This window comes from Candidatus Saccharimonadales bacterium, from assembly GCA_039928925.1.
Lineage (GTDB): Bacteria > Patescibacteriota > Saccharimonadia > Saccharimonadales > Saccharimonadaceae > UBA6022.
The window spans coordinates 71,705-91,930 of sequence record JBDSSF010000003.1; the positions used below are offsets into that span (position 1 = coordinate 71,705).

The window sequence follows — 20,226 nt, forward strand, 5'->3', positions numbered from 1 at the left end:
AATTATTGACCCTCCCTAAGCCCTTTACCTGTGAGATCAATGAAAACATCTTCGAGATTTGCCTGTTCAACATGTTGTTTTTTTGAAAAGCCACGTTTTAGCAACTGTTTGATCAAATTTTTTGGCGTATCAATAGCTACAATTTTACCGTTGTCCATAACGGCAATTCGATCACATAGAATTTCTGCTTCATCCATATAATGTGTTGTCATAATAACACTAATACCTTTATCACGAACTTGTTTAATAAGATCCCAAAGATGACGGCGAGCCTGTGGATCCAGACCTGTCGTTGGCTCATCGAGGAAGAAGACTTTTGGTCCGTGCACAAGAGCTGTTGTAATGCTGAGCCGTTGTTTTTGACCACCTGATAGATTTTCAACATAGCTATTTGCTTTGTCTTCAAGTTCGACATCACGAAGGAATGCCATTGCATCAACTTTTTCACCATAGGCAGCCCCAAACATCTCAACGACTTCAATCAACTTGGTTTTGTCTTGAAATGCAGGTGTCTGCGGTTGAACACCAATAAGGTATTTGATTGCTTGAGGTTCTTTTGCGACGTTGATACCATCGATAATCACACTACCGCCGTCAATTGGACGAAGTGTTTCCATCATTTCAAGGGTCGTCGTTTTACCTGCACCGTTTGGGCCAAGAATACCGAATATCTCGCCTTTTTTAACCGAAAAGCTAACACCATTGACAGCTTGTTTATCGCCATATCGCTTCTTTAGATCTTTTACCTCAATCATCATGCTCATATGTTTTTATTTTACACCGTTTTTACATCAAAGCATCAAAAAAGCCCCTTTGATATTATGTGAATATCTTCCGGGGCTCATTTGGCACCTGTTTGTTTGATACTACTGTATCATCAAAGTGCTTGCGGCTGCAAGATTATTTTTTCTTGCTAATTGTAAGGAACCCGTTACGTGGGTTTTCCTTTACTTCACGGTCTTCTGGAAGATCGGTTGGTACACCTTTTGCGTTCTTTTCTACCTTTGCGAAGAAGTAGATTGTCTGTGGCTTGCCACCGCGTAGTGTTACGTCAGTTTTGTGCAAGTAGTATGTTACGCCTTTTGAGTTTGTGTGCTTGTAAGCCATAAGTTCTTATAACCTCCTATTAGTTCTTACAATTGCTAGATTAGCGCCTCTTGAGACCGGTGTCAACATTAAATAGCCTTGTAGTGGCGACGAAGGAGAAGACGAAGAATCATGAGCCCAAGTAATCGAGCGACTATAATGACCACTATTCCAAGAGCAAGCAAGACAAAGGAACCTGCAAAATCAGCTGACCATAGCGGCGAAGTTGTCTCATGTCTGTAAAGCTCTGTGTTTGGAAAAACTAAGTTCTGTTGCGGATTAGGTGAAGGCGGATATTTGGCAAGCTCATCTCTTACGCAGCGGACATATGCCTGGGAATATTGACTGTACTGAGTCTTGCATGCTGCGTCAGCTTGTACGTTAACATTGCCATTAGGATTGACGTCACTGTTCTTTGCTTCTTCGACACTTTTTTGTACATCACGGCGATACTGCTGCTCAAGGTAGAAGGCGCCACTGCCAGCATTCATATGCTCACTTGAGTACCGTTGTAGATCATACAACCTGCTCTGAATATCATCAACATTTCCCGCTTTATCTGCAGCTATGACGGCTGTTCTGCGTTCATACATACCAATATTATTAAGACGTAGGAAAGTTGCCGCAATGAGACTAATAATAAAAAAGAGCACAACTAACTGCCACGTCTTAATACGCCTTAATCTTCTGATGCCCTTTTTTACGCTTCTTTTATCTGCCACTGAAAAATCCCACCCCTTCTCGGGTTCTCACACTATTGTAGCATGAGGGGAATGCTATACTGAGGCTATGAATGTGTATTTTTCTGGGATTGGTGGAGTTGGGATAGGTCCACTTGCTGAGATTGCTTTTGATGCTGGCTACGATGTCCAGGGATCAGATCAGCAGGCTAGTCTCATGACAGCAAAACTGAGTGAACGAGGCATTACTGTAAATATCGGTCAAGACGGCAATTTTTTAGAGGCTTGTCACGAGAAAAATCCAGTTGATTGGCTCATATACACTGCGTCACTACCCTCTGATCATCCAGAGCTACTATGTGCCCAGGCTCTTGGTATTAAAACCGCAAAACGTGATGAGCTACTCGCACACATCATAAAAGAACGGGATCTTAAACTCATCGCTATTGCGGGCACCCACGGAAAAACTACTACTACAGGCATGTTGATATGGGTGCTAAAAGAACTAGGTATTCCTGTAAGCTACTCCGTAGGCTCAACTCTGAGCTTCGGTCCTAGTGGAAAATATGATCCAAACAGTGAATATTTTGTTTATGAATGTGATGAGTTCGATGAGAATTTTTTACACTTTTCTCCTTTTTTATCACTCATAACCTCCATAGACTACGATCATCCTGATACATATCCAACGAAACAAAATTACCTCGATGCATTTGCACAATTCGGGCGACAGTCTACACAGCTTATTGCATGGCAATCTCAACACGGGGAACTATTTCATGATCATCCAAATGCATGGCTACTCGATCAGACACTTACGGTTCAAATTCCAGGTGAACATAATCGTCGGAACGCAACACTTGTGATTAAGACAATCGAGAAATTAGCTATCCAGGGTGATGCTGGTACAATTCTCAGCCACTTCCCTGGAACTGATCGCCGATTTGAACGTCTCGCTGACAATCTTTACTCCGATTACGGCCACCACCCTGTTGAAATTGCAGCAACGCTACAGCTTGCTTGTGAATTATCTGAGCATGTCGTGCTTATCTATCAACCTCATCAAAATGTTAGACAGCATGAAGTTCGAGATCAGTATACAAACTGCTTTGAGTCAGCTGAGGAAGTATACTGGCTACCAACCTACCTTTCGCGTGAAGATCCTAACTTACCTATTTTGCCTGCCGAAGCTTTGACACGAAATATCACTAATCGCAACGCCGTTCACATTGTTGATTTGAATGACGAATTATGGAATGTTATCCAGAAATCTCTTGACGAAGGAAAATTAGTACTTTGTATGGGTGCCGGGTCAATAGATGGATGGATCCGCGAACACATTGCGGTTAATCGGGTCGCTAATGTCCTTGTTTCAACTCCTGAAGGAACACTCGTGATGCAGCAGCGAGACAACACACCCGGGATCACTAATCCCGGTATGATTACCGGCTTTGGTGGTGCTGTTGAGCCAGGAGAGACAACGAGGGAAGCTGCAATTCGAGAGCTACATGAAGAAACTAACTTAAAGTTTAACGAAAATGAACTGACTTATCATCGAACTATTTTTCAGCCAATCGTAAATGATGGGACAAGTAGATGGGTTACGTATTACCGTCTACGCGATCAGAATATAGACGGTCTTGAGATTTATGAGGGTGCCGGATACGCGCTCGTTGATCCAAGTGTTAATTTGTCCGAGTTAAACATATCTGAAACTGCCAAAAAAGCAATTTCTTTTATCTAGCGGTTGTCACCACTGCCTGAAATTTGGTCCCGCTGCTGGCGACTTGCGAGCTTTGCTATGTTTTTACTACCAACATCATCAAGTTTAATATCGAAGTGATCAGCCAGCACAGCAACGTACCAAAGAACGTCGCCGAGCTCTTTTGTTAGGTCGCTAACATCCAGCTTGCCAAAGTCACTGCCGTGATCACGAATAATCTTTTTTGCCTTTTCTGCAATCTCACCAGTTTCACCGCATAATCCAAGTAATAAATGAAATACTTCATTTGGAGTTTCGTGTGGATTTGCGGTACGTAAAGCGGCTACTTGATAGTCATTTAAATTCATATGTTAAGTATACCAAGCGAGTACATGCACGGCAAAAATTAACTACCGTAGCTGCTTGAGAGTATCACCTTCCAACTGATACAAGCGAGATGGATTTGTGTCGGTAACCGTACCCCCGTCAACATATACATCGACATCATCACCGAAATAGGCAATGGCTTCGTCAATTGTTATAGCAGGTGGTAATGATTCAGGATTTGCAGATGGAGCAACAAGGGGTCCCGTCTTACGTAGCAGAGCACGCAACGTATCATCATCTGGTACTCGATATGCGAGTGAATCTCCCCCACGTAGTAGCCATGCGGCAGCTTGAGTAGATGGTAAGATAACACTATTTCTTCCAGGCCAGAGTGGCGCCAAGATATCCAAGACTTCCTGTGAGGAATCGTCAGATACATCATCAACCGAGTTAATTAAAACAATTAATTGCTTATGGGGTTGTCGTGACTTTACGGTGTAGATAAGCTCGACAGACTCTTCACTTGAAGCGACTGCGACAACTCCATAAATCGTGTCCGTTCGAATCACAGCAATTCCACCAGAGGTCAAAATATCTGATAAACGGGGGTCGGTGAGGTCGTGAAGTAGTAACATAACACATGTTATACTACCACATATGGATATGATAAATAATTGGTTTTCGCACCATGTTGCTGACATAGGGACGATACTCCTTATTGGAGCTGTTACATACTGGGTAGGAAACCTTCTACTAGGCAAGGTTGTTACGAAATTCCTCATCAGTGCCAGACACCGAAATTGGCATCCTAAAGATATCGAGAAACGTCAAAAAACACTATCTGCATTGTTTGCAGGTGTGTGGCGCATACTCGTTATTGTTCTTACTGGTGTAGCACTTTTCCAGTCGATCTTCCCTGACTATAACCTCGCGCCACTTTTTGCTAGCGCAGGTATCATCGGTATCGCTCTTGGTTTTGGTGCGCAATCACTCGTCAAAGATTTTCTCTCAGGTTTATTTATAATTTCAGAAAATCAATACAGGGTTGGTGACATTATCGATATTGAAGGATCTAGTGGAACAGTTGAACGCATCGGTACCCGCTCAACTGTTTTGCGTGATGCTGATGGTAATGTACACTACTTCCCAAATGGTATGGTTATGCATGTCATTAATAAAACTATGGGGTACAGTATGGCACGCTTTTCTGTTGCTGTTCATCCGACAAGTGATCTAGAAGAGGTTATTGAAATTATTAATACAATCGGCCTAAAGCTTGCTAGTGAAGAAAACTGGGACCAAAAGATTATTGAACCACCTGCTTTTGTATCCGTTGGAGAATTCACGGCCACATCAGTAGATCTACTGATTGCAGGCAAGACACAACCGTCTGACCAATGGTCTGTCACCGCACAAATGCGTCGTCGAATCTTACTAGAATTTGAAAAACGACATATTCAACTTGCTGTTGCGCCAATTTTTCCAGGACAATCACAAAAAGCGAAAAAATAGCTACTGAGATGGTGGCGTATCAGATGCAGGTGGATCTATCTGTAGTGATTGGTCACTCAGTACGTCGCCACCATAGCTATCAACACCTATAACTTGTTTTGATGATTTGTTAAAAAGTGTTCGAAAATCATCAATAGCTTGTTTATCGAGAGTACCGGTTGATGAATATGTATCAAACTTATCAGATGGGATTACTTTGTCGCGCACAGCTTGATAGCCGGGACGACTAAGGTCAAGCTGTGCTGCTCCGCTTGAAGCATATAGTGCAAGTGCACTTCCTACCATAACAAGAGAAACGATAATGACAGTAACAATCATAATGATGAAGCGGTGCTGGGACCATGGGCTTACTTCATCGCCATCTTTAATTAATTGGTCTTCACTCATTTTGTTACCTCAATTGTTTTTGCCAATGTTTCAAATGAAGCTTGATAGGCTTTAATCATAGATTCGAGATTTATAGTATGGTTATGAACGATATCTCGTTTCGCCCGTGCATCAGCCACACCATCGTAAAATGCAACTGGTTGATTTGCACAGTTCATTGTGAGAAGCGCTGAGAGAGATTCTTCGTAGCTAATATAACTCGCTCTAAACTGGTCAAGCTCTCGCTCATAATCGGCTGCAGTCGTGACCAGAGCGACACCATCGAGGCGATTCAAACTAACACGAGCATTAAAAGGAGCCATGAGGCGTGTGAGGATCGACTCATAAAGTTGTCCCCTGTTAACACGTAGTAGTGCGTCACTCGCATGAATACGAGACAAGGAGGATTGAGCATCTATGCAATTTGCACGTATCCGTTCAACATGCGCACTGTCCATAGGTGTCGTCGACTCGGCATGGACTGAAGAAAAAAGCCCGGCAAGACTAAGCGTCATAACTGAACATATTGTAAATAAAATGAATCGACGAGTTTGCATTAGTATTTATTATCCAACACTACGTGCTAGTTGGTCAAATGCAATTTGTTAGCCGTGCGCATAACAAGTCCATCTTTTAACAAGCCACTGAGCGCAGGATCGAATCGTGTGTCAGCCGTGACAGCCACTTTTAGCTGTGCAGCCGTCATATCACCGTTTGTTAAATGTCGGATAATGTCCCCACGAACTTCACGAATGCTCCCTTTTAGTGGTGCTTGTTTTTTATAATGTTTGCTCTGCTGGAGCCGGCCAGCACCATTTTTCTTTAACCAGCTACCGTAATCCATTAGTGCCCAATAGAACTCACGAGGATGGCTGTGATCAATTGTTTCTTGTACAAGTCGAACTAGTTCTTTATCACTTACTTTCTCTCCATCCTTAAAAAAGTGTTGAAAATAAACTGTACGAATATTTGTTTCAATAAATACAATCGGTTTATTGAAAGCATACGCCATGATCGCGCCCGCTGTATTCGGCCCCACGCCAGGCAGCATTAAAAGCTCCTCATACGTATCAGGTATTTTACCTTCAAACGTATCAATAATTTTTTTTGCACTCTCATAAAGAAACTTTGCTCGACGATTATAGCCAAGCCCGCTCCAATGAATTAATACATCAGATAGAGTTGAGGCCGCAAGCGCATGTTCGTCTGGAAAGCTTTGAATAAATGATTCAAATTTAGGAATCACCCTATCTACTTGAGTCTGCTGCAGCATTAATTCACTGACAATAATATAATACGGCCTTGTATCCTGGCGCCAAGGCATATCACGATACAGCTCAATTCCCTTGTGGTGTATCTCTGCTTGAAATTCGCTTTTATTCACCAGAATAGTATACTAGATATATGACAACTTTAACTGTTGCAGGTGGATGCTTCTGGTGTGTAGACGCTGTTTTTAGACGTATTAAGGGAGTATCGACATCAATTTGCGGTTATGCAGGTGGTGAGCAGGGTGATGCAAATTACTATAGAGTAGCAAGTGGCCACACTGGACATGCTGAAAGCGTTCAGGTCACTTTTGATGAAGCAGTTATACCTGCCGACATACTTCTTGATATATTCTTCTTAATTCACAACCCGACCACGCTAAACCGCCAAGGTAATGACGAGGGCCCTCAGTATCGGTCAGCTGTATTCTATGCCGATGAAGCTCAAAAATCCCTCTTTGATCAAGCTATTGAGCGCGCAACAAAGACCTGGGACGACCCAATTGTGACAGAAGTGGTGCCACTCGAAACTTTCTATGAAGGAGAGCCAGAACACCAAGATTATTTCAATAACAATCCGGGTAACGGGTATTGTTCGATTGTTATTTTGCCAAAAATTATCAAAGCTCGGAAAGAATATCTCAGCTGGTTTAAGGAGGAGTCTTGATACTAACGAAATATTTACATGCATGTTTTACTGTTGAAAAAGATGGCAAGTTAATTGTCGTTGATCCAGGTGCATTTAGTACTGATTTTATTACGCCAGGTAATGTCTTGGCTGTCATTGTAACTCATGCGCATGGAGATCATTTTGACCATGATCAACTTGAAGCTATTATTGATAAAAATCCTGATGCAATTATTATTGGCGATGATTCAATTACATCTAAAATCGATGTGTTTGAAACACACACAGTAAAAGCCGGTGATCACATGGTGGTTGGACAGTTCGAACTTGACTTTACGGGTGGAGAACATGCATTAATACATGAAAGTATTCCACGCGCGACAAACGTCGGAGTAATTATAAACGAATTACTTTACTATCCTGGTGACTCATTCGTATCACCTGGTATGGCAATCGATACCCTTGCTATCCCGGCAGGTGCACCTTGGATGAAAACCGGTGAAGCAATGGACTTCATAAAAGCCGTAAAACCACGTTTTGCATTTCCTACGCATGACGTACTCTTATCAGAAAGCGGCAAAGCAATTGCCGATCAAATGCTTAGTACGATCGCAAAAAGTAATGATATTGAATACCGCCGTCTTGAAGAGCCGATAGAAATCTAGTGTGAATAGCAAAATCAGCCTAGCAGTAGAGCACCTCATTAAAAATGATGTGGTGCTAGCCGCGGTTATTAGGAATAACGATCTACCTCGTTTTTCGCCCCACACGCAGTATTACCAAGAATTAGTTAGTAGTATCGTAAGTCAACAACTCAGCGTCAAAGCAGCGGCAACAATTCAAAAGCGTTTTGTAGATAATCTGTTTGACGGGGCATTCCCTACGCCCAAGATGATCCTCACCTACTCAATTGAACAGCTACGAAGTGTGGGACTTTCTCGAGGCAAAGCAACCTACATCCAAGATTTAGCGCGTCACATCATTGATGGAACATTGCAACTCGATGGGCTTAATAGATTATCAAACGATGAAATTATTCAAAAACTGACGCAAGTAAAAGGTATAGGTACGTGGACAGCACATATGTTTTTGATGTTTTGTATGGGTCGACTAGATATTTTACCAGTCGGCGATTTAGGTATTCGAAATGGTATTAAAGCCCTTTATAAGTTCGATGATATTCCAACGATTTTTGAAGTTGAAGATGTTGCAAAAAAATACAACTGGCATCCTTATGAGTCAGTTGCGGCATGGTATGTATGGAGATCGCTTGAAAATGTCCCTATTCTCGTACCACAAGACGAATAACCAAAAAACCATAGAAAAGCAACGTTACTGCAATTGCGCCAATGTGGCCCACTGCAAGCATGCGATGTGTCCGAACACCCTTAATAACAGTGTCGCTTACTCCAACGACTGGATCATAAAGTGAACGCAGTACTGTAATATCACGACGACGCTCGACCTTAATATTACTAAGAGAAGATCTTAAGTGCTGAAGTGATGTTTTAAATGATGGACTTCGAGCTAATATACGTGGTGATACTGGAGTATTAGGGTTATTGACGGCACATATTGATATAAGCCGGTGCAGATCCGTGTCTTTAGAAAAAACGTTTAAGGCAATCGCACCTCCCGCACTTTCAGATATTAAAGAAACAGTCTTTCCTTCTAGTTTTGCGCGTTCAATCGCCTGTTTAATACGTAACTCACGGTCTTCGTAGGATCCACCCTTATACCAACCCATAGGAACATACTCAACACTAGCGCCGTAAAAACGCCATGAAGAGAGTACTCTGCGACGGAAACCATCGTAAGAATCGCCCAGCCCTGGAATATAAATAATATGATGTTTCATAGTAATAAAATAGTGAACTCTTATACTAAGTATACCACCTACAGACTAAACAGACTGACTGGTATAATAGATGGAATGGACACTCATCTTCGTCGATTTATTATAAGCTGCGGCCTTCTATCATTACTTGGTCTCATGCTATTTGCTGTTGGTGCCATCACTAATGACCGGCTCACCCATGTTTACCTATTTTGGAATTTACTCTTAGCATGGATTCCACTTCTAGATGCGCTTCTTATTCGTTATTTATTTAAAAAAGATATGAAACAACCTTTCATCCTGGTGTCTCTAGCTTTTGTATGGCTTCTCTTTCTACCAAATACATTTTACATGCTGACCGATTATGTACATATCATGGAAGTAGCGCGCGTTGATCCAATCTCTGATAGCGTCATGTTTAGTGTCGTTATTACTACAGGCTTCATACTCGGTATTGCAAGCGTATTTCTTATTCACACAGCACTTCTGCGTATTATTAGTCAGAGATTAGCAGCTATAGTAATAGGACTGGTATTAGCAGCCAGTAGTTTTGCTATCTATCTCGGACGAGAATTACGTTTTAATAGTTGGGATATTATTACTAACCCACTACGGCTAACCCGTGATGTAGTTCATATCCTATTTCGACCACATCAAAACATTGATGCATATGTTACTAGTTTAACGTTTTTTATCGTAACTATCGTTGTCTATGCGCTCGTATGGTACATACTCGGAACACGCACTAAAAAAGCTTAAAGACCGAGTTCTTTTAATTGTTTTGAATCTACGAAGCTTGGTGAGTTCATCATAAGATCAACACCGGAACCATTTTTTGGAAAGGCTACAACTTCTCGAACATTTGATTCATCGAGTAATTCCATTAAAATACGATCGACACCAAACGCACAGCCTGCGTGTGGTGGTGCACCAAATTTAAAGGCATTTAGCATTGCGCCAAATTTATCTTCAACGTACTGCTTATCGTATCCAAGAATACCAAATACTTTATAGAGTACGTCTGGATTATGGTTACGGACACCACCTGAACAGATCTCGTAGCCGTTCATAACCATATCATACTGATCAGCAACGATGGATAATTTATCCTCTACGTTATCAAGCACCTCCGAGCCACCTCGAGGCATGCTAAATGGGTTGTGACCAAAGTCAAGTTTGTTAGTACTTTCATTCCACTCATAAAACGGAAAATCAACAATCCAGGCAAGAGCGACAATTGTTGGATCTTTTAGTTTAAAGTGAACGGCAAACTCATTACGTAAGCGCCCAAGAACCTTATTAACAAGTGACCTGAGATCTGCACCAAAGAATACAGCATCACCATCTTCAGCGCCAGTTTCACGCTTAATAGCATCAAGCTCTTCGACCGATAGGAATTTCGCAATTGGTGATTTTACTTCACCATCTTCATACGTAATATATGCAAGACCACCAGCACCTTCAGATTTAGCAATTGCCGTAAAGTAGTCAATTTGCTTACGGCTAAGACTCCCGCCATTCTTAACACAAATTGCTTTAACGACCTTACCATCGGTTGTAGCATTTTTGAAAACACCAAATTCAGAGTTCATAAATATATTTGTTAGGTTGATCAGCTTCATGTCATAACGAAGGTCAGGCTTGTCAGAACCATATGTCTCAATTGCATCTGCATGCGTTATTCGTGGAATTGTTTCACTGAGTAATTTTTTGGATGCAAAACCGGTAACCAAACTTTTAATCAGAGGCTCCATAGTATTGCGCACCTCTTCACCATCCTCAACAAATGACATTTCGAGGTCTAACTGATAAAACTCACCGTACAAACGATCTGCGCGTGGATCTTCATCACGAAAACATGCAGCAATTTGGTAGTAACGTGGGATACCGCCAACCATGAGCAGTTGTTTAAATTGTTGAGGAGCCTGCGGTAGTGCATAAAATTTTCCCTCTTGAAGACGTGATGGAATTAAGAAGTCACGGGCACCTTCAGGGCTTGAGTTAGCTATAATAGGTGTTGTCACCTCAATAAACTCGCGCTCTTCCATGTAGTCACGAATGACTTTGTAGTACTGTGCTCGACGACGCATAATTTCCTGCATTTTTGGACGACGCATATCCAGGTATCGATATTTTAGCCGTAGCTCTTCACCTGCTTGGGCTTCGGAAAAAGGTTGAATTGGGAGTGTTTCGGATTTATTAAGAATGATTATCTCTTCTGCCGCAAGTTCTACACCACCGGTGGCTATATTATCATTTTTAAGTTCTAGCGAACGCTCACGAACCATACCGGAAACACGGACTACAAACTCATCCCGTACATCCTCAGCGATAGCGAATGCCTCAGTTGCTTCTGGATTAATAACAAGTTGAAGTAGGCCCTTGTGATCGCGAAGGTCAATAAATATGAGACCACCATGGTCTCGTCGAGCATGCACCCAACCTGAAACGCTGACTGTCTGGCCGATTTCATGAACAGCATCTATTGTAAGTGTTCGTATCATATGATATTTATTCTACCATTAACCCCTTAAATTGTCACTCTTGGGCTAGACGTCTTCGCGTGTATCAGGATGGTTATTACCACGAGGATTACGGGCGGCGACTATTCGCAAATCATCATGGGCATCAAATTCATCAATTATCTTATGGCCAATCATCGCTTCTATGACATCTTCAAGACTGAGAAGACCGACTGTTTCCCTAAATTCATTCACTACTACAAATAAATGATGGTGTGTACGTAAAAATGCAGCTAGAGCATGTCCGAGTGTTTGATCAGACTTGATGTAATACACTCGTTGCTCCATAGCCATTTCGGCAGTGACCGATTTTTTGTTCGTTAAGGATAATAAATCATGAACATGTAGCATCCCTATAATGTGGTCAATATCCTGTGAAGTAACCGGAAACCTACTGTGTCCTGTTTTGTGCAAATCGTCGAGCGCTAGTGGCCCGAGCAATTCAGTGTGGCTCACTGAATCAATTACGCTACGAGGTGTCATAACAGATTCTACTAATTGATCGTCAAAGCTAAGGCTGTGTTTTATAAATTGTTTCTCATCACTACTAAGTAATGTACCGCTGCTCGCAACAAGGTGGAGCAGCTCTTCTCGTGACTCGAGTCTCATCTCTGCTGATGTGTTAGGTGGCACACTGCGAAGAAAAGTAAAAATTTTCGGAAACTTTTCAACTATTCGCAATAGGTCCTGCTCATATTTCTCATATATTTTTTGTGACTGATTTTGGATAAATGTAAGTCTTGCAACAGCACCATACTCTAGCGCGAGCAAGACTGCGACGATCACGCCAATTGCCCAGCCAAAGCGCGCTACAGCCAGTAATACTGCTAGTACGAGTAGCAAAGCGGTTATGAGACGCTGTAGCGATATAATATCAACTAATAAATGTTCACGACGTATTATTGCCGCCGTGGCCTTGTCTCCACTCTTCATACGACGCTCGAGTTCAAATTGGCTCATCGTGCTACGAACAGGCCGAAAACCGGCTACGATAAATAGGCCCGTGACAGATAAAATCAGAAGGATAGTTATAAGCAATACCATTAGCTTTATTGTACCTTATGTTGTTTGTGCTGTCCCCCTCTTTTAGGCTATACTAAGTACAGTAAGAAAAAGGAGTATATGTGAGTAAAAAGACATGGATTATTTTCGTAGCAGCTGTTGTTGTGCTATTTGGCGGATTAATTTTCCTATCGAACAAAAGTAAGATTGATGTTAGTCAAGTTGACACAAATAAAATAAACCCAGCATCTGTACAATCAGGTGATATTGCTGATCACGTTTTTGGTAAAGCTGATAGTAAAGTCGTCGTGATTGAATATGGTGACTTCCAATGTCCTACGTGCGGAAGTGTATATCCAAATATGAAAACCGTCACTGATAAATACAAAGATCAGATTGCGTTTGTATTTCGTAACTTCCCGATTACAACTATCCACCCTAATGCCCGTGCTGCTGCTGCAGCAGTAGAAGCAGCTGGTCTACAGGACAAGTACTGGGACATGTATAACAGGCTCTATCAGGCGCAGACTCAGTGGAGTAGCTTGTCGGCAACCGACCGCACATCATACTTTGATGCAGCAGCAAAAGATCTTGGCCTAAATCTTGATACATTTAATACTGATATAGCTAGCGATAAGGTTAATCAGAAGATTTCGTATGACCAAGCAGTTGCAAAGAAAATTAATGTTACCGGTACACCAACTGTTTATATGAACGGTAAAGTCGTTGAACTTGATACTCTTAACGATAGTGGAAAGCTTGATTCAGTCGTCAGTGCTGAACTTACAGCAAAAGGTATTGCGCTACCAGCTACAACAGCTAAGTAGTTATCTCTTAAAAGCAAAAACACCCCGGTGCCTTGGGGTGTTTTCTTTTTGGATGAACCTAAACGGTTCTAATGTGCGATATACAGTTGCCATTCGGCAGGCACCACATCCACTGCAATCTTTTTGCGTCGCGTAGACACAAATTCGACAGCTATTGGCATGTGATTGGTACTCCTTGTACTATGTGCAGCCATGCGTACTTCGACCTTTAGTTTAGTGTTTGACGCAAGGCACATCACTAATAGTATCAGGTGCCTATCGGCACGTCAAGATTTGCGCTATTTACATAACGCTACTGTTTTTATAATAAAATACTTTTAAGCATTTAACAAGAACATAAATAGATAAAATTAACAACACTATACAAGCTAAAGCACCTTCCTCTGTCAGTGATAGACAATAAAAAATGAGCTACTTTGTAGCTCTTTTTTTATTTAGGATTATTATTCGCCGGGTGTTTGCTCAGGAGAGGCAGATCTTAGGACACGTTCTTTAATAAACAATGTCAAGATCAGTCCCACGCCCATCAGACCTGATGTCACGATAAACACGCTATGCATACTCTTAGCAAACGCATTGACAATCTTATCGCTAAACGTCTGCTGATTGCTGTTAAAGGTGTCTGTTGCTTTCTTTGCTACTGGAGTAGGAAGGTTTTTTACTTGTTGCTGCACGCCGTCACTTGCAAGTTTCTTCATTGTTGGCGTGTTCACGTTAAGTAGTGTATTAGGGTCATAAAGATCACCAAGTTTCTTCACTTCAGATGACTGTGAAAGTGACTGCAAATATGCATCCTGGTGCATATCAGGTAGTGCCGCAACGATTCCCATAGTGAGCATACTACCAAAGACAGCCGTACCGATTGTTGAACCTAAGCCCCGGAATAACTGACTTGAGCTTGTTGCTTGTCCAAGATCTTCCTGTGAGAACTCAGCCTGTACAGCAATGGTAAGTAGAGGCATTGCAACACCAATACCGATACCGACACCGACCATAATGAGGGCCTCCTGGATAAATGGACTTGTAGGAGTAAGTGTCGTTAGAAGTGCGAGTGAAACAGTTCCAACGATGAAGCCAATCGTCATAAATCGTTTATACTTACCAATTCTTGACACCAATTGACCAGTCGTAATACTTGCAGCCATAAGTCCACCAATCATCGGAAGAAGCATTAGACCTGATTCAGTAGGGCTGGCACCGAAGACTTGTTGGTTGAACTGAGTAAGGTACAAAATAGAGCCTAACATTGCTGCACCAACGAGTGTTGCGATACCCATGATAAGTAGGAAGTTACGGTTCTTAAAGAAATTGAGATCAATGATCGGTTCTTTTACGCGCTTCTCTACCCATATCAGTGTACCGACGCTAATAGCCACGATGGCAAACATAATGACACGTAGTTCAGCGAGGCTGAGGCTAAGTGTTGTCATCACGTCTTTAAATATAGACTCCGTGTTATCGACAGCAAGAATCAATGTCCCGAGTCCAAGTACTAGTAACGCAGCACCGACGTAGTCAACACGTGGCTTCTTGTCATGTTTTAGTGGTGGACAGAATATCGCGATAATTGTAAACGCAGCAATACCAACTGGTATATTGATAAAGAATGTCCATCGCCAATCAGTGATGAGACCAAAGAAGTTATGACTATCGGTGAGGAATCCACCAAGTAGCGGGCCAATGACAGAAGAGATGCCAAATACCGCACCGATTAGTCCCTGCCATTTACCTCTTTCACGAGCCGCAAAGAGGTCGCCAACAATAGTAAAGGCATTTGCAGTAATAATGCCACCGCCGATACCTTGTACTGCTCGCCACAGGATCAACTGCCCGACATCAGCGCTTGTGCCACTTAGGAGAGAGCCGATCGCAAAAATTGCTACACCAATAAGAAGGATATTGCGTCGCCCAAATAGGTCGGAGAGTTTACCTGCAATAGGTACAGTGATCGTTGTAGTGATAAGATACGCAGTAACAATCCAGCTTAATGAGCTGAACGCATTAAACTCTTGGACGATCTTGCCAAGTGCTGTTGAAATAATAGTCTGGTCAAGCGCCACTAAAAAGAGACTCGCCATAACTGAGATCATGATGATTAATTTACTGCGTAGATTTAGATGATGGTTCATACTTTTTCCTCTTGAGTGTTATTTTTAATTGCACGAAAATTGTCTGCTTCAGTTGTAAGATGTTCAACCATTCTTTCAAGTGCCGCTTCTTTAAGTAAGCCAAGGAATCCACTATCGGCTGATCCAACAACATAGAGGCGATCACCGGGTTCAATACCCATACTTTCGCGGGCTTCAGCAGGTATAACAACCTGACCTTTTGTGCCAACAGTTGCGGTACCGTATAGTTTTTTGTTATATAATGGTGATCCCATACAATATCTCCTTTGTACTATTCATTGAATATAGTACTCCAAGTATGAAATGTATGTCAAGTATACTTTTTAAGTTCAAGCTGACTTTAGAGGTTCTATCTCTACTGTTAGCGCCCTATGGTCGGATAAACCGTCACCAGAAACTACTATACTAACAAAAGAGTAAGATTTTGGAATGAGTACATAGTCATTTCTCTTATTCATTGAGGGGTAGGAGATATACGGAGCGGAGGTAGATGCTTTATACGTATCGCTCCACATGTATGATAGATCTTCAAGGTGATTCATATTAAAATCACCGATGATAATTCTTTCTTCACCTTTTTTTCTAATAATTTCAAGCGTTTCTTCAAGATGAGCTGTCGCAAAATCAACCGTGTCCGTTAGTGAAAATTGAATATTTGCTAACTTGACTAATTGACCGTTCATATCGACATCAATACATTGGACTATCCTGTTATGCTCATCCCCTGCTGCTTGCTTTAATATTATCGTGTCTGTCTTTACTACCGTGTACCTACTCAGTACTGCAAGACCTTCACGAAAAACATCGTAATCAGGACTATCCTGTAAGCGAGTGACCGAACTATGCTCATGAGGATAGTTCAGGTGTTGATTTAAAATCTGAACCTGATTGTAAGGCGAGATTACAGGGAGGTAGACTACCTCTTGAAATAAAATAATATCAGGATTCTCAGTGCGCAAATAGTCTAGAATGACAGGTTGGCGTTTATCCCAATTATTAAATGCCAACAAATTAAGAGATGTGAGTTTCATGTTACCCAGTTTAACAGGGTTCTACAATAAAGTGACTAGTCTATTCTTTAAGAACGCCTCTTAGATAATCTTTTCGCTTTCAAGGACATGTAAGATTTTTTTCGATGTACCCAAGATACGACCAAAAAGAGCACTCGTGATAAGGACGAGACCAATTGAGCCAATACTATCTCCAGAAGAAAATATCTCTGCAATGCGAGTACGATTTAACTCGAAAACGACAAATAGCACTAGCACAATGCCGCCGTATATATCTATTCTTCCTATTACTTTTGATTCGTCCTCACTCCATGATATTTTATACATCCTTGCAGAAATGATTCCAGCTGTGAGGCCAATTAGTATCGCTAGAATGACTTGCCAGAACGTAGTCTGGGCGATAACAAGATTGTACATAGTGATGATAAACAGAATAAGGTACACGATACTTAAAATACGAAGGTTATTTCGTAACTTTTTACTAGCATTTGTGCGAATATGTTTAGCTGAAGTGTGACGGTCTCTCATATTGCCTATCATAGCAGATGGAACTCCGTTATCCTTGTGCCGAGAAAGTTTCGATTACAATCTAGCCTTTGATTTGTTCAACTGATTGTATAATGAGAGCTTTAAGATTTTTTTCATCGATTATTGCTGATTCTTTTAGGTCAATGCCGCGAGATTTTTTTGATTCAAAACCATTATTAAAAAGTTTGTGCTTGTCGTCCAGCAAAGCACCATTTGTAATAAAATTATACTTTGTGTGCGCCTTGAAGCCAGACATGGCAAAGATCATCTTACTATCTAGCACAAAGACCGGGACATTCCATTTCCATTCTTCTTTGATATTTGGATCAGCCTCGTGAATAAGTTTCCTGAATAATCTTAGGTGGCTTTGCTGCCATTCGGGTAGGCTATTTATATAGTTATCAATTTTTTCCATATTCGATTATCGCTCTTCATTATTTACTTATAATAATTAATTGCGGTCAGACTAAAGGCTTTCGAGAAATAATTTTATTTTATCAAACGGCTTAATCTGCTGGTATGTCTTTCTGTCGTCGTCCTCACTTAATGATGCACGAGTTACTGAGTATCCTTCAGGTATAAATATTTTATCCCAACCAAAGCCATTCTCGCCTTCAGGGTGCTCAGATATCCGCCCGGCAAGACTGCCTTCAAAATACTCTAATCGTTCTCCGTCATAATATCCAAAAACACATCGTGCCGTTGCATCACGGCTCATGCCATCCAGTGTTCGACATATAGTCTCAAACGGTACTTCTTCGACATAAAACTTGATGAATGTGCCTGGTAATTTTCCTAGAGCACTAAATTCGAGCGAGACATCCTCAACCAACACGGGTCCTTGAACTTCTGCATACGCCTGCTTTACTTTATGTTCAACGATTTCATGTAGGTCTAGCGACTGAATTTCATCAAGATTTAACTTATGGTGAGTAATCGGAAGTCCAAGATATTTCGCAAGATAATCAGCTTTTGACTGGTTACCCGTAATAAATGTGATGTTCTTCATTTCTATTTTCTTTCCGGCTTACTGTTACTTCTTAAGCCAAAATGGAATTAGTAAATTTGTTCTTTTTTTATACAGTTGGAACTTAGGGTCTGTTCCCCACCGTTTTTCAGCTGATTCTTCTAGCGGTGGAACGCCAGATATGAATCGTAGAGTTATAAAGATCATTAGTGGACTGACAAGCCCAATAATCTGCTCGATACCACTGAGTGATGATACGACTGTTATATATACACCAATCCAGACGCAGATCTCACCAAAATAGTTCGGGTGACGAGAATAGTGCCAGACACCATTCGCAATCCACTTTCCCTTGTTTGCTGGATTCTGAGAGAACTGATATTTTTGTAAATCTGCAAAACCTTCAACGATAAGACCGAGTAACCAAATGGCAATTCCAACAAATGAAAGTGTACTCCATTCACCATTCTCTTTTGCCAAAAATAGGATTGGTAAAAGTAGGAGCCAAGCAACAATACCCTGTCCAAGCCAGAATTTCAAAAATTTGAAGAAATCTTCACGAATACCGTCAAACCGTGCATCCTTACCTGTTTTACGAATTCGATATACAAGAAATATACCGAGACGAAGTGCCCATACGATGACCATCCCGACTGTTACAGTCAGTAGTGCTGATCGCTGGCTGCTAAGCAGAAGTGCAGCAATAGCAACAACAATGAAGCTCAGTGCGTATGAGAAATCCGTTAACTTGTCTGACTGGCGCGTATAGGCAACGCCAAAAAGGCCAGCATTAATGACAATGACAATGATGAGGCTGATAATTAATAGCATAAGCTCACTATACATACATATCTCAGTTAGTTCAACTAAGGGCGATAGTGCCGATGTCTACGTGACCTACGCTTTCGTATAAATAGCCAGATGATTATAATTATCCCAATGAAGATAATGATACCAATACCTGCAGCGATGATCAGACTCTGCGGGATTACCCAAAACGATTTTGAAACTTCAATTGTCTGATTGTTTTTGCCATAAGTAAACGTTGCTATCACCGTATACTGACCAAAGCCTCCAGTGTTACTAAGTGGAATGTCCCACCTGCGAGCACCATCGGGCAATATCACATCGCGAGGATCTTTAGTATTAAAATCTGTATCATATACAACTTTGTCACCCTGCTTAACTGATACTTTACCAAAAGGACCAATCTGTATATTGCCCTTATTTTCGAAGCGAACAGTAGCTTGTAGATTGTCCAAGCTACTAAAGTTCGAACCGGTCATGCCATTTTGCTGAATATCAAAATTTGTAAGTGCAAGTTTTTCCACCGTATTGCCTGGTACGGACAATAGAATTAATGATGCGACACTTGCACTAAGATTCACCTGGCCACCACCATCTGGTGAAGTTGGGGCAAAACGAATTGCGCCAAAATATCCACCTGCTTGTGCACTTAGCGGGACAGTTATAACGACATTAATCGTCTTTGCTTGTTTTGGAGGAATTGTCACACTTGGCAGCGGTGTCATGAAACGCTTGAGACTATGAGTTGGGGCATATGTATTTGCATCTAAAATCAGTGATGGTGTTCCTCGTTCATCACCTGAGACAAAATCGTTCTCTATCGGACTGACGGTAATTGGTAAGCTTGTGAGATTTGTTACAGTTGTTTTGACCGTCTTATTTTCACCTGGCTTAATTTCGATGTCTGTACGTACTGGTGAGACCTTTAAGGTATTTGCTGTATTAATTTCAATTGCCGCTACCGAATGTAAACCCGTGAGTATAGCTATGATTGCAAATGTCATCAGCACTGCCATAATCATTCGGAT

The 20,226-nt window shown here is 41.5% G+C and carries 26 protein-coding genes; 7 read left to right on the plus strand and 19 right to left on the minus strand.

What is annotated here, in order from left to right:
* Positions 1-2: 2 nt before the first annotated feature.
* The 3 genes from ABIS22_02715 to ABIS22_02725 all read right to left on the minus strand — a co-directional run bounded on the left by ABIS22_02715 (position 3) and on the right by ABIS22_02725 (position 1,808).
* Positions 3-764 (minus strand): ABC transporter ATP-binding protein, encoded by a 762-nt coding sequence (locus tag ABIS22_02715; GenBank protein ID MEO7740801.1) that lies wholly within the window; start codon positions 762-764, stop codon positions 3-5.
* A gap of 136 nt (positions 765-900) precedes the next feature.
* Positions 901-1,107 (minus strand): hypothetical protein, encoded by a 207-nt coding sequence (locus tag ABIS22_02720; protein MEO7740802.1) that lies wholly within the window; start codon positions 1,105-1,107, stop codon positions 901-903.
* 68 nt (positions 1,108-1,175) lie between these two features.
* Positions 1,176-1,808 carry a hypothetical protein gene (locus ABIS22_02725; GenBank protein MEO7740803.1) on the minus strand — a complete coding sequence of 211 codons (633 nt, stop codon included), beginning with the start codon at positions 1,806-1,808 and terminating at the stop codon, positions 1,176-1,178.
* 67 nt (positions 1,809-1,875) lie between these two features.
* Between ABIS22_02725 and ABIS22_02730 the strand changes: the two genes are divergently transcribed.
* On the plus strand, positions 1,876-3,510 hold the full coding sequence (locus ABIS22_02730) for a Mur ligase domain-containing protein (protein ID MEO7740804.1): 1,635 nt from the start codon (positions 1,876-1,878) through the stop codon (positions 3,508-3,510).
* On the opposite strand, the gene ABIS22_02735 is transcribed toward ABIS22_02730, so the two are convergent.
* On the minus strand, positions 3,507-3,836 hold the full coding sequence (locus ABIS22_02735; protein MEO7740805.1) for a nucleoside triphosphate pyrophosphohydrolase family protein: 330 nt from the start codon (positions 3,834-3,836) through the stop codon (positions 3,507-3,509). The two genes, ABIS22_02730 and ABIS22_02735, sit on opposite strands and share 4 nt — an antisense overlap.
* A gap of 42 nt (positions 3,837-3,878) precedes the next feature.
* The gene (locus ABIS22_02740) at positions 3,879-4,430 is read right to left on the minus strand and encodes an L-threonylcarbamoyladenylate synthase (GenBank protein ID MEO7740806.1); all 552 of its coding nucleotides are present in this window, start codon (positions 4,428-4,430) and stop codon (positions 3,879-3,881) included.
* Between the two features lie 22 nt (positions 4,431-4,452).
* Between ABIS22_02740 and ABIS22_02745 the strand changes: the two genes are divergently transcribed.
* The gene (locus ABIS22_02745) at positions 4,453-5,307 is read left to right on the plus strand and encodes a mechanosensitive ion channel family protein (protein MEO7740807.1); all 855 of its coding nucleotides are present in this window, start codon (positions 4,453-4,455) and stop codon (positions 5,305-5,307) included.
* Here the strand turns inward: ABIS22_02745 and ABIS22_02750 are convergent, their stop codons facing one another.
* From ABIS22_02750 to ABIS22_02760, 3 genes are read right to left on the minus strand one after another with little or no spacing between them, the layout of a single operon-like run.
* Positions 5,308-5,694, minus strand: coding sequence for a hypothetical protein (locus ABIS22_02750; protein MEO7740808.1), 387 nt, complete (start codon positions 5,692-5,694; stop codon positions 5,308-5,310).
* Positions 5,691-6,230 carry a hypothetical protein gene (locus ABIS22_02755; protein MEO7740809.1) on the minus strand — a complete coding sequence of 180 codons (540 nt, stop codon included), beginning with the start codon at positions 6,228-6,230 and terminating at the stop codon, positions 5,691-5,693. The genes ABIS22_02750 and ABIS22_02755 overlap by 4 nt, the downstream gene beginning before the upstream one ends.
* A gap of 26 nt (positions 6,231-6,256) precedes the next feature.
* Entirely contained in the window at positions 6,257-7,057 is an 801-nt protein-coding gene (locus tag ABIS22_02760) for an A/G-specific adenine glycosylase (protein ID MEO7740810.1), read from the minus strand.
* Positions 7,058-7,077: 20 nt separating this feature from the next.
* Between ABIS22_02760 and msrA the strand changes: the two genes are divergently transcribed.
* The 3 genes from msrA to ABIS22_02775 are packed head-to-tail and all read left to right on the plus strand — an operon-like array spanning position 7,078 to position 8,877.
* Positions 7,078-7,608 carry a peptide-methionine (S)-S-oxide reductase MsrA gene (msrA, locus tag ABIS22_02765; protein ID MEO7740811.1) on the plus strand — a complete coding sequence of 177 codons (531 nt, stop codon included), beginning with the start codon at positions 7,078-7,080 and terminating at the stop codon, positions 7,606-7,608.
* Positions 7,605-8,234 carry an MBL fold metallo-hydrolase gene (locus ABIS22_02770; protein ID MEO7740812.1) on the plus strand — a complete coding sequence of 210 codons (630 nt, stop codon included), beginning with the start codon at positions 7,605-7,607 and terminating at the stop codon, positions 8,232-8,234. The genes msrA and ABIS22_02770 overlap by 4 nt, the downstream gene beginning before the upstream one ends.
* A 1-nt stretch (position 8,235) precedes the next feature.
* Positions 8,236-8,877 carry a DNA-3-methyladenine glycosylase gene (locus ABIS22_02775; protein ID MEO7740813.1) on the plus strand — a complete coding sequence of 214 codons (642 nt, stop codon included), beginning with the start codon at positions 8,236-8,238 and terminating at the stop codon, positions 8,875-8,877.
* Here ABIS22_02775 and ABIS22_02780 read toward each other — a convergent pair.
* Complete coding sequence (locus ABIS22_02780) at positions 8,852-9,427, minus strand: hypothetical protein (protein ID MEO7740814.1); 576 nt, start codon at positions 9,425-9,427, stop codon at positions 8,852-8,854. The genes ABIS22_02775 and ABIS22_02780 overlap by 26 nt on opposite strands.
* 75 nt (positions 9,428-9,502) lie before the next feature.
* Between ABIS22_02780 and ABIS22_02785 the strand changes: the two genes are divergently transcribed.
* On the plus strand, positions 9,503-10,165 hold the full coding sequence (locus tag ABIS22_02785) for a DUF1361 domain-containing protein (GenBank protein MEO7740815.1): 663 nt from the start codon (positions 9,503-9,505) through the stop codon (positions 10,163-10,165).
* On the opposite strand, the gene aspS is transcribed toward ABIS22_02785, so the two are convergent.
* Positions 10,162-11,910, minus strand: coding sequence for an aspartate--tRNA ligase (aspS, locus tag ABIS22_02790; GenBank protein ID MEO7740816.1), 1,749 nt, complete (start codon positions 11,908-11,910; stop codon positions 10,162-10,164). The two genes, ABIS22_02785 and aspS, sit on opposite strands and share 4 nt — an antisense overlap.
* Positions 11,911-11,955: 45 nt before the next feature.
* Complete coding sequence (locus ABIS22_02795) at positions 11,956-12,972, minus strand: CBS domain-containing protein (GenBank protein MEO7740817.1); 1,017 nt, start codon at positions 12,970-12,972, stop codon at positions 11,956-11,958.
* Positions 12,973-13,052: 80 nt separating this feature from the next.
* On the opposite strand from ABIS22_02795, the gene ABIS22_02800 reads away from it, so the two are divergent.
* On the plus strand, positions 13,053-13,757 hold the full coding sequence (locus ABIS22_02800) for a thioredoxin domain-containing protein (protein MEO7740818.1): 705 nt from the start codon (positions 13,053-13,055) through the stop codon (positions 13,755-13,757).
* Positions 13,758-14,200: 443 nt separating this feature from the next.
* On the opposite strand, the gene ABIS22_02805 is transcribed toward ABIS22_02800, so the two are convergent.
* From ABIS22_02805 to ABIS22_02840, 8 genes are all read right to left on the minus strand, one after another.
* A complete protein-coding gene (locus ABIS22_02805; protein MEO7740819.1) occupies positions 14,201-15,886 on the minus strand; it encodes an MDR family MFS transporter in 1,686 nt (561 codons plus the stop codon).
* On the minus strand, positions 15,883-16,140 hold the full coding sequence (locus ABIS22_02810; GenBank protein MEO7740820.1) for an AbrB/MazE/SpoVT family DNA-binding domain-containing protein: 258 nt from the start codon (positions 16,138-16,140) through the stop codon (positions 15,883-15,885). Before ABIS22_02810 ends, ABIS22_02805 begins: the two co-directional genes overlap by 4 nt.
* A 75-nt stretch (positions 16,141-16,215) precedes the next feature.
* On the minus strand, positions 16,216-16,917 hold the full coding sequence (locus ABIS22_02815; protein ID MEO7740821.1) for an endonuclease/exonuclease/phosphatase family protein: 702 nt from the start codon (positions 16,915-16,917) through the stop codon (positions 16,216-16,218).
* Between the two features lie 60 nt (positions 16,918-16,977).
* The gene (locus tag ABIS22_02820) at positions 16,978-17,424 is read right to left on the minus strand and encodes a hypothetical protein (protein MEO7740822.1); all 447 of its coding nucleotides are present in this window, start codon (positions 17,422-17,424) and stop codon (positions 16,978-16,980) included.
* A gap of 61 nt (positions 17,425-17,485) precedes the next feature.
* Positions 17,486-17,839 (minus strand): DUF1801 domain-containing protein, encoded by a 354-nt coding sequence (locus tag ABIS22_02825; protein ID MEO7740823.1) that lies wholly within the window; start codon positions 17,837-17,839, stop codon positions 17,486-17,488.
* Positions 17,840-17,890: 51 nt separating this feature from the next.
* Entirely contained in the window at positions 17,891-18,433 is a 543-nt protein-coding gene (locus tag ABIS22_02830; GenBank protein MEO7740824.1) for a non-canonical purine NTP pyrophosphatase, read from the minus strand.
* Between the two features lie 24 nt (positions 18,434-18,457).
* Positions 18,458-19,222, minus strand: coding sequence for a DUF1295 domain-containing protein (locus ABIS22_02835; GenBank protein MEO7740825.1), 765 nt, complete (start codon positions 19,220-19,222; stop codon positions 18,458-18,460).
* Positions 19,223-19,257: 35 nt separating this feature from the next.
* Positions 19,258-20,220, minus strand: coding sequence for a DUF916 domain-containing protein (locus ABIS22_02840; protein ID MEO7740826.1), 963 nt, complete (start codon positions 20,218-20,220; stop codon positions 19,258-19,260).
* Positions 20,221-20,226 lie beyond the last annotated feature (6 nt).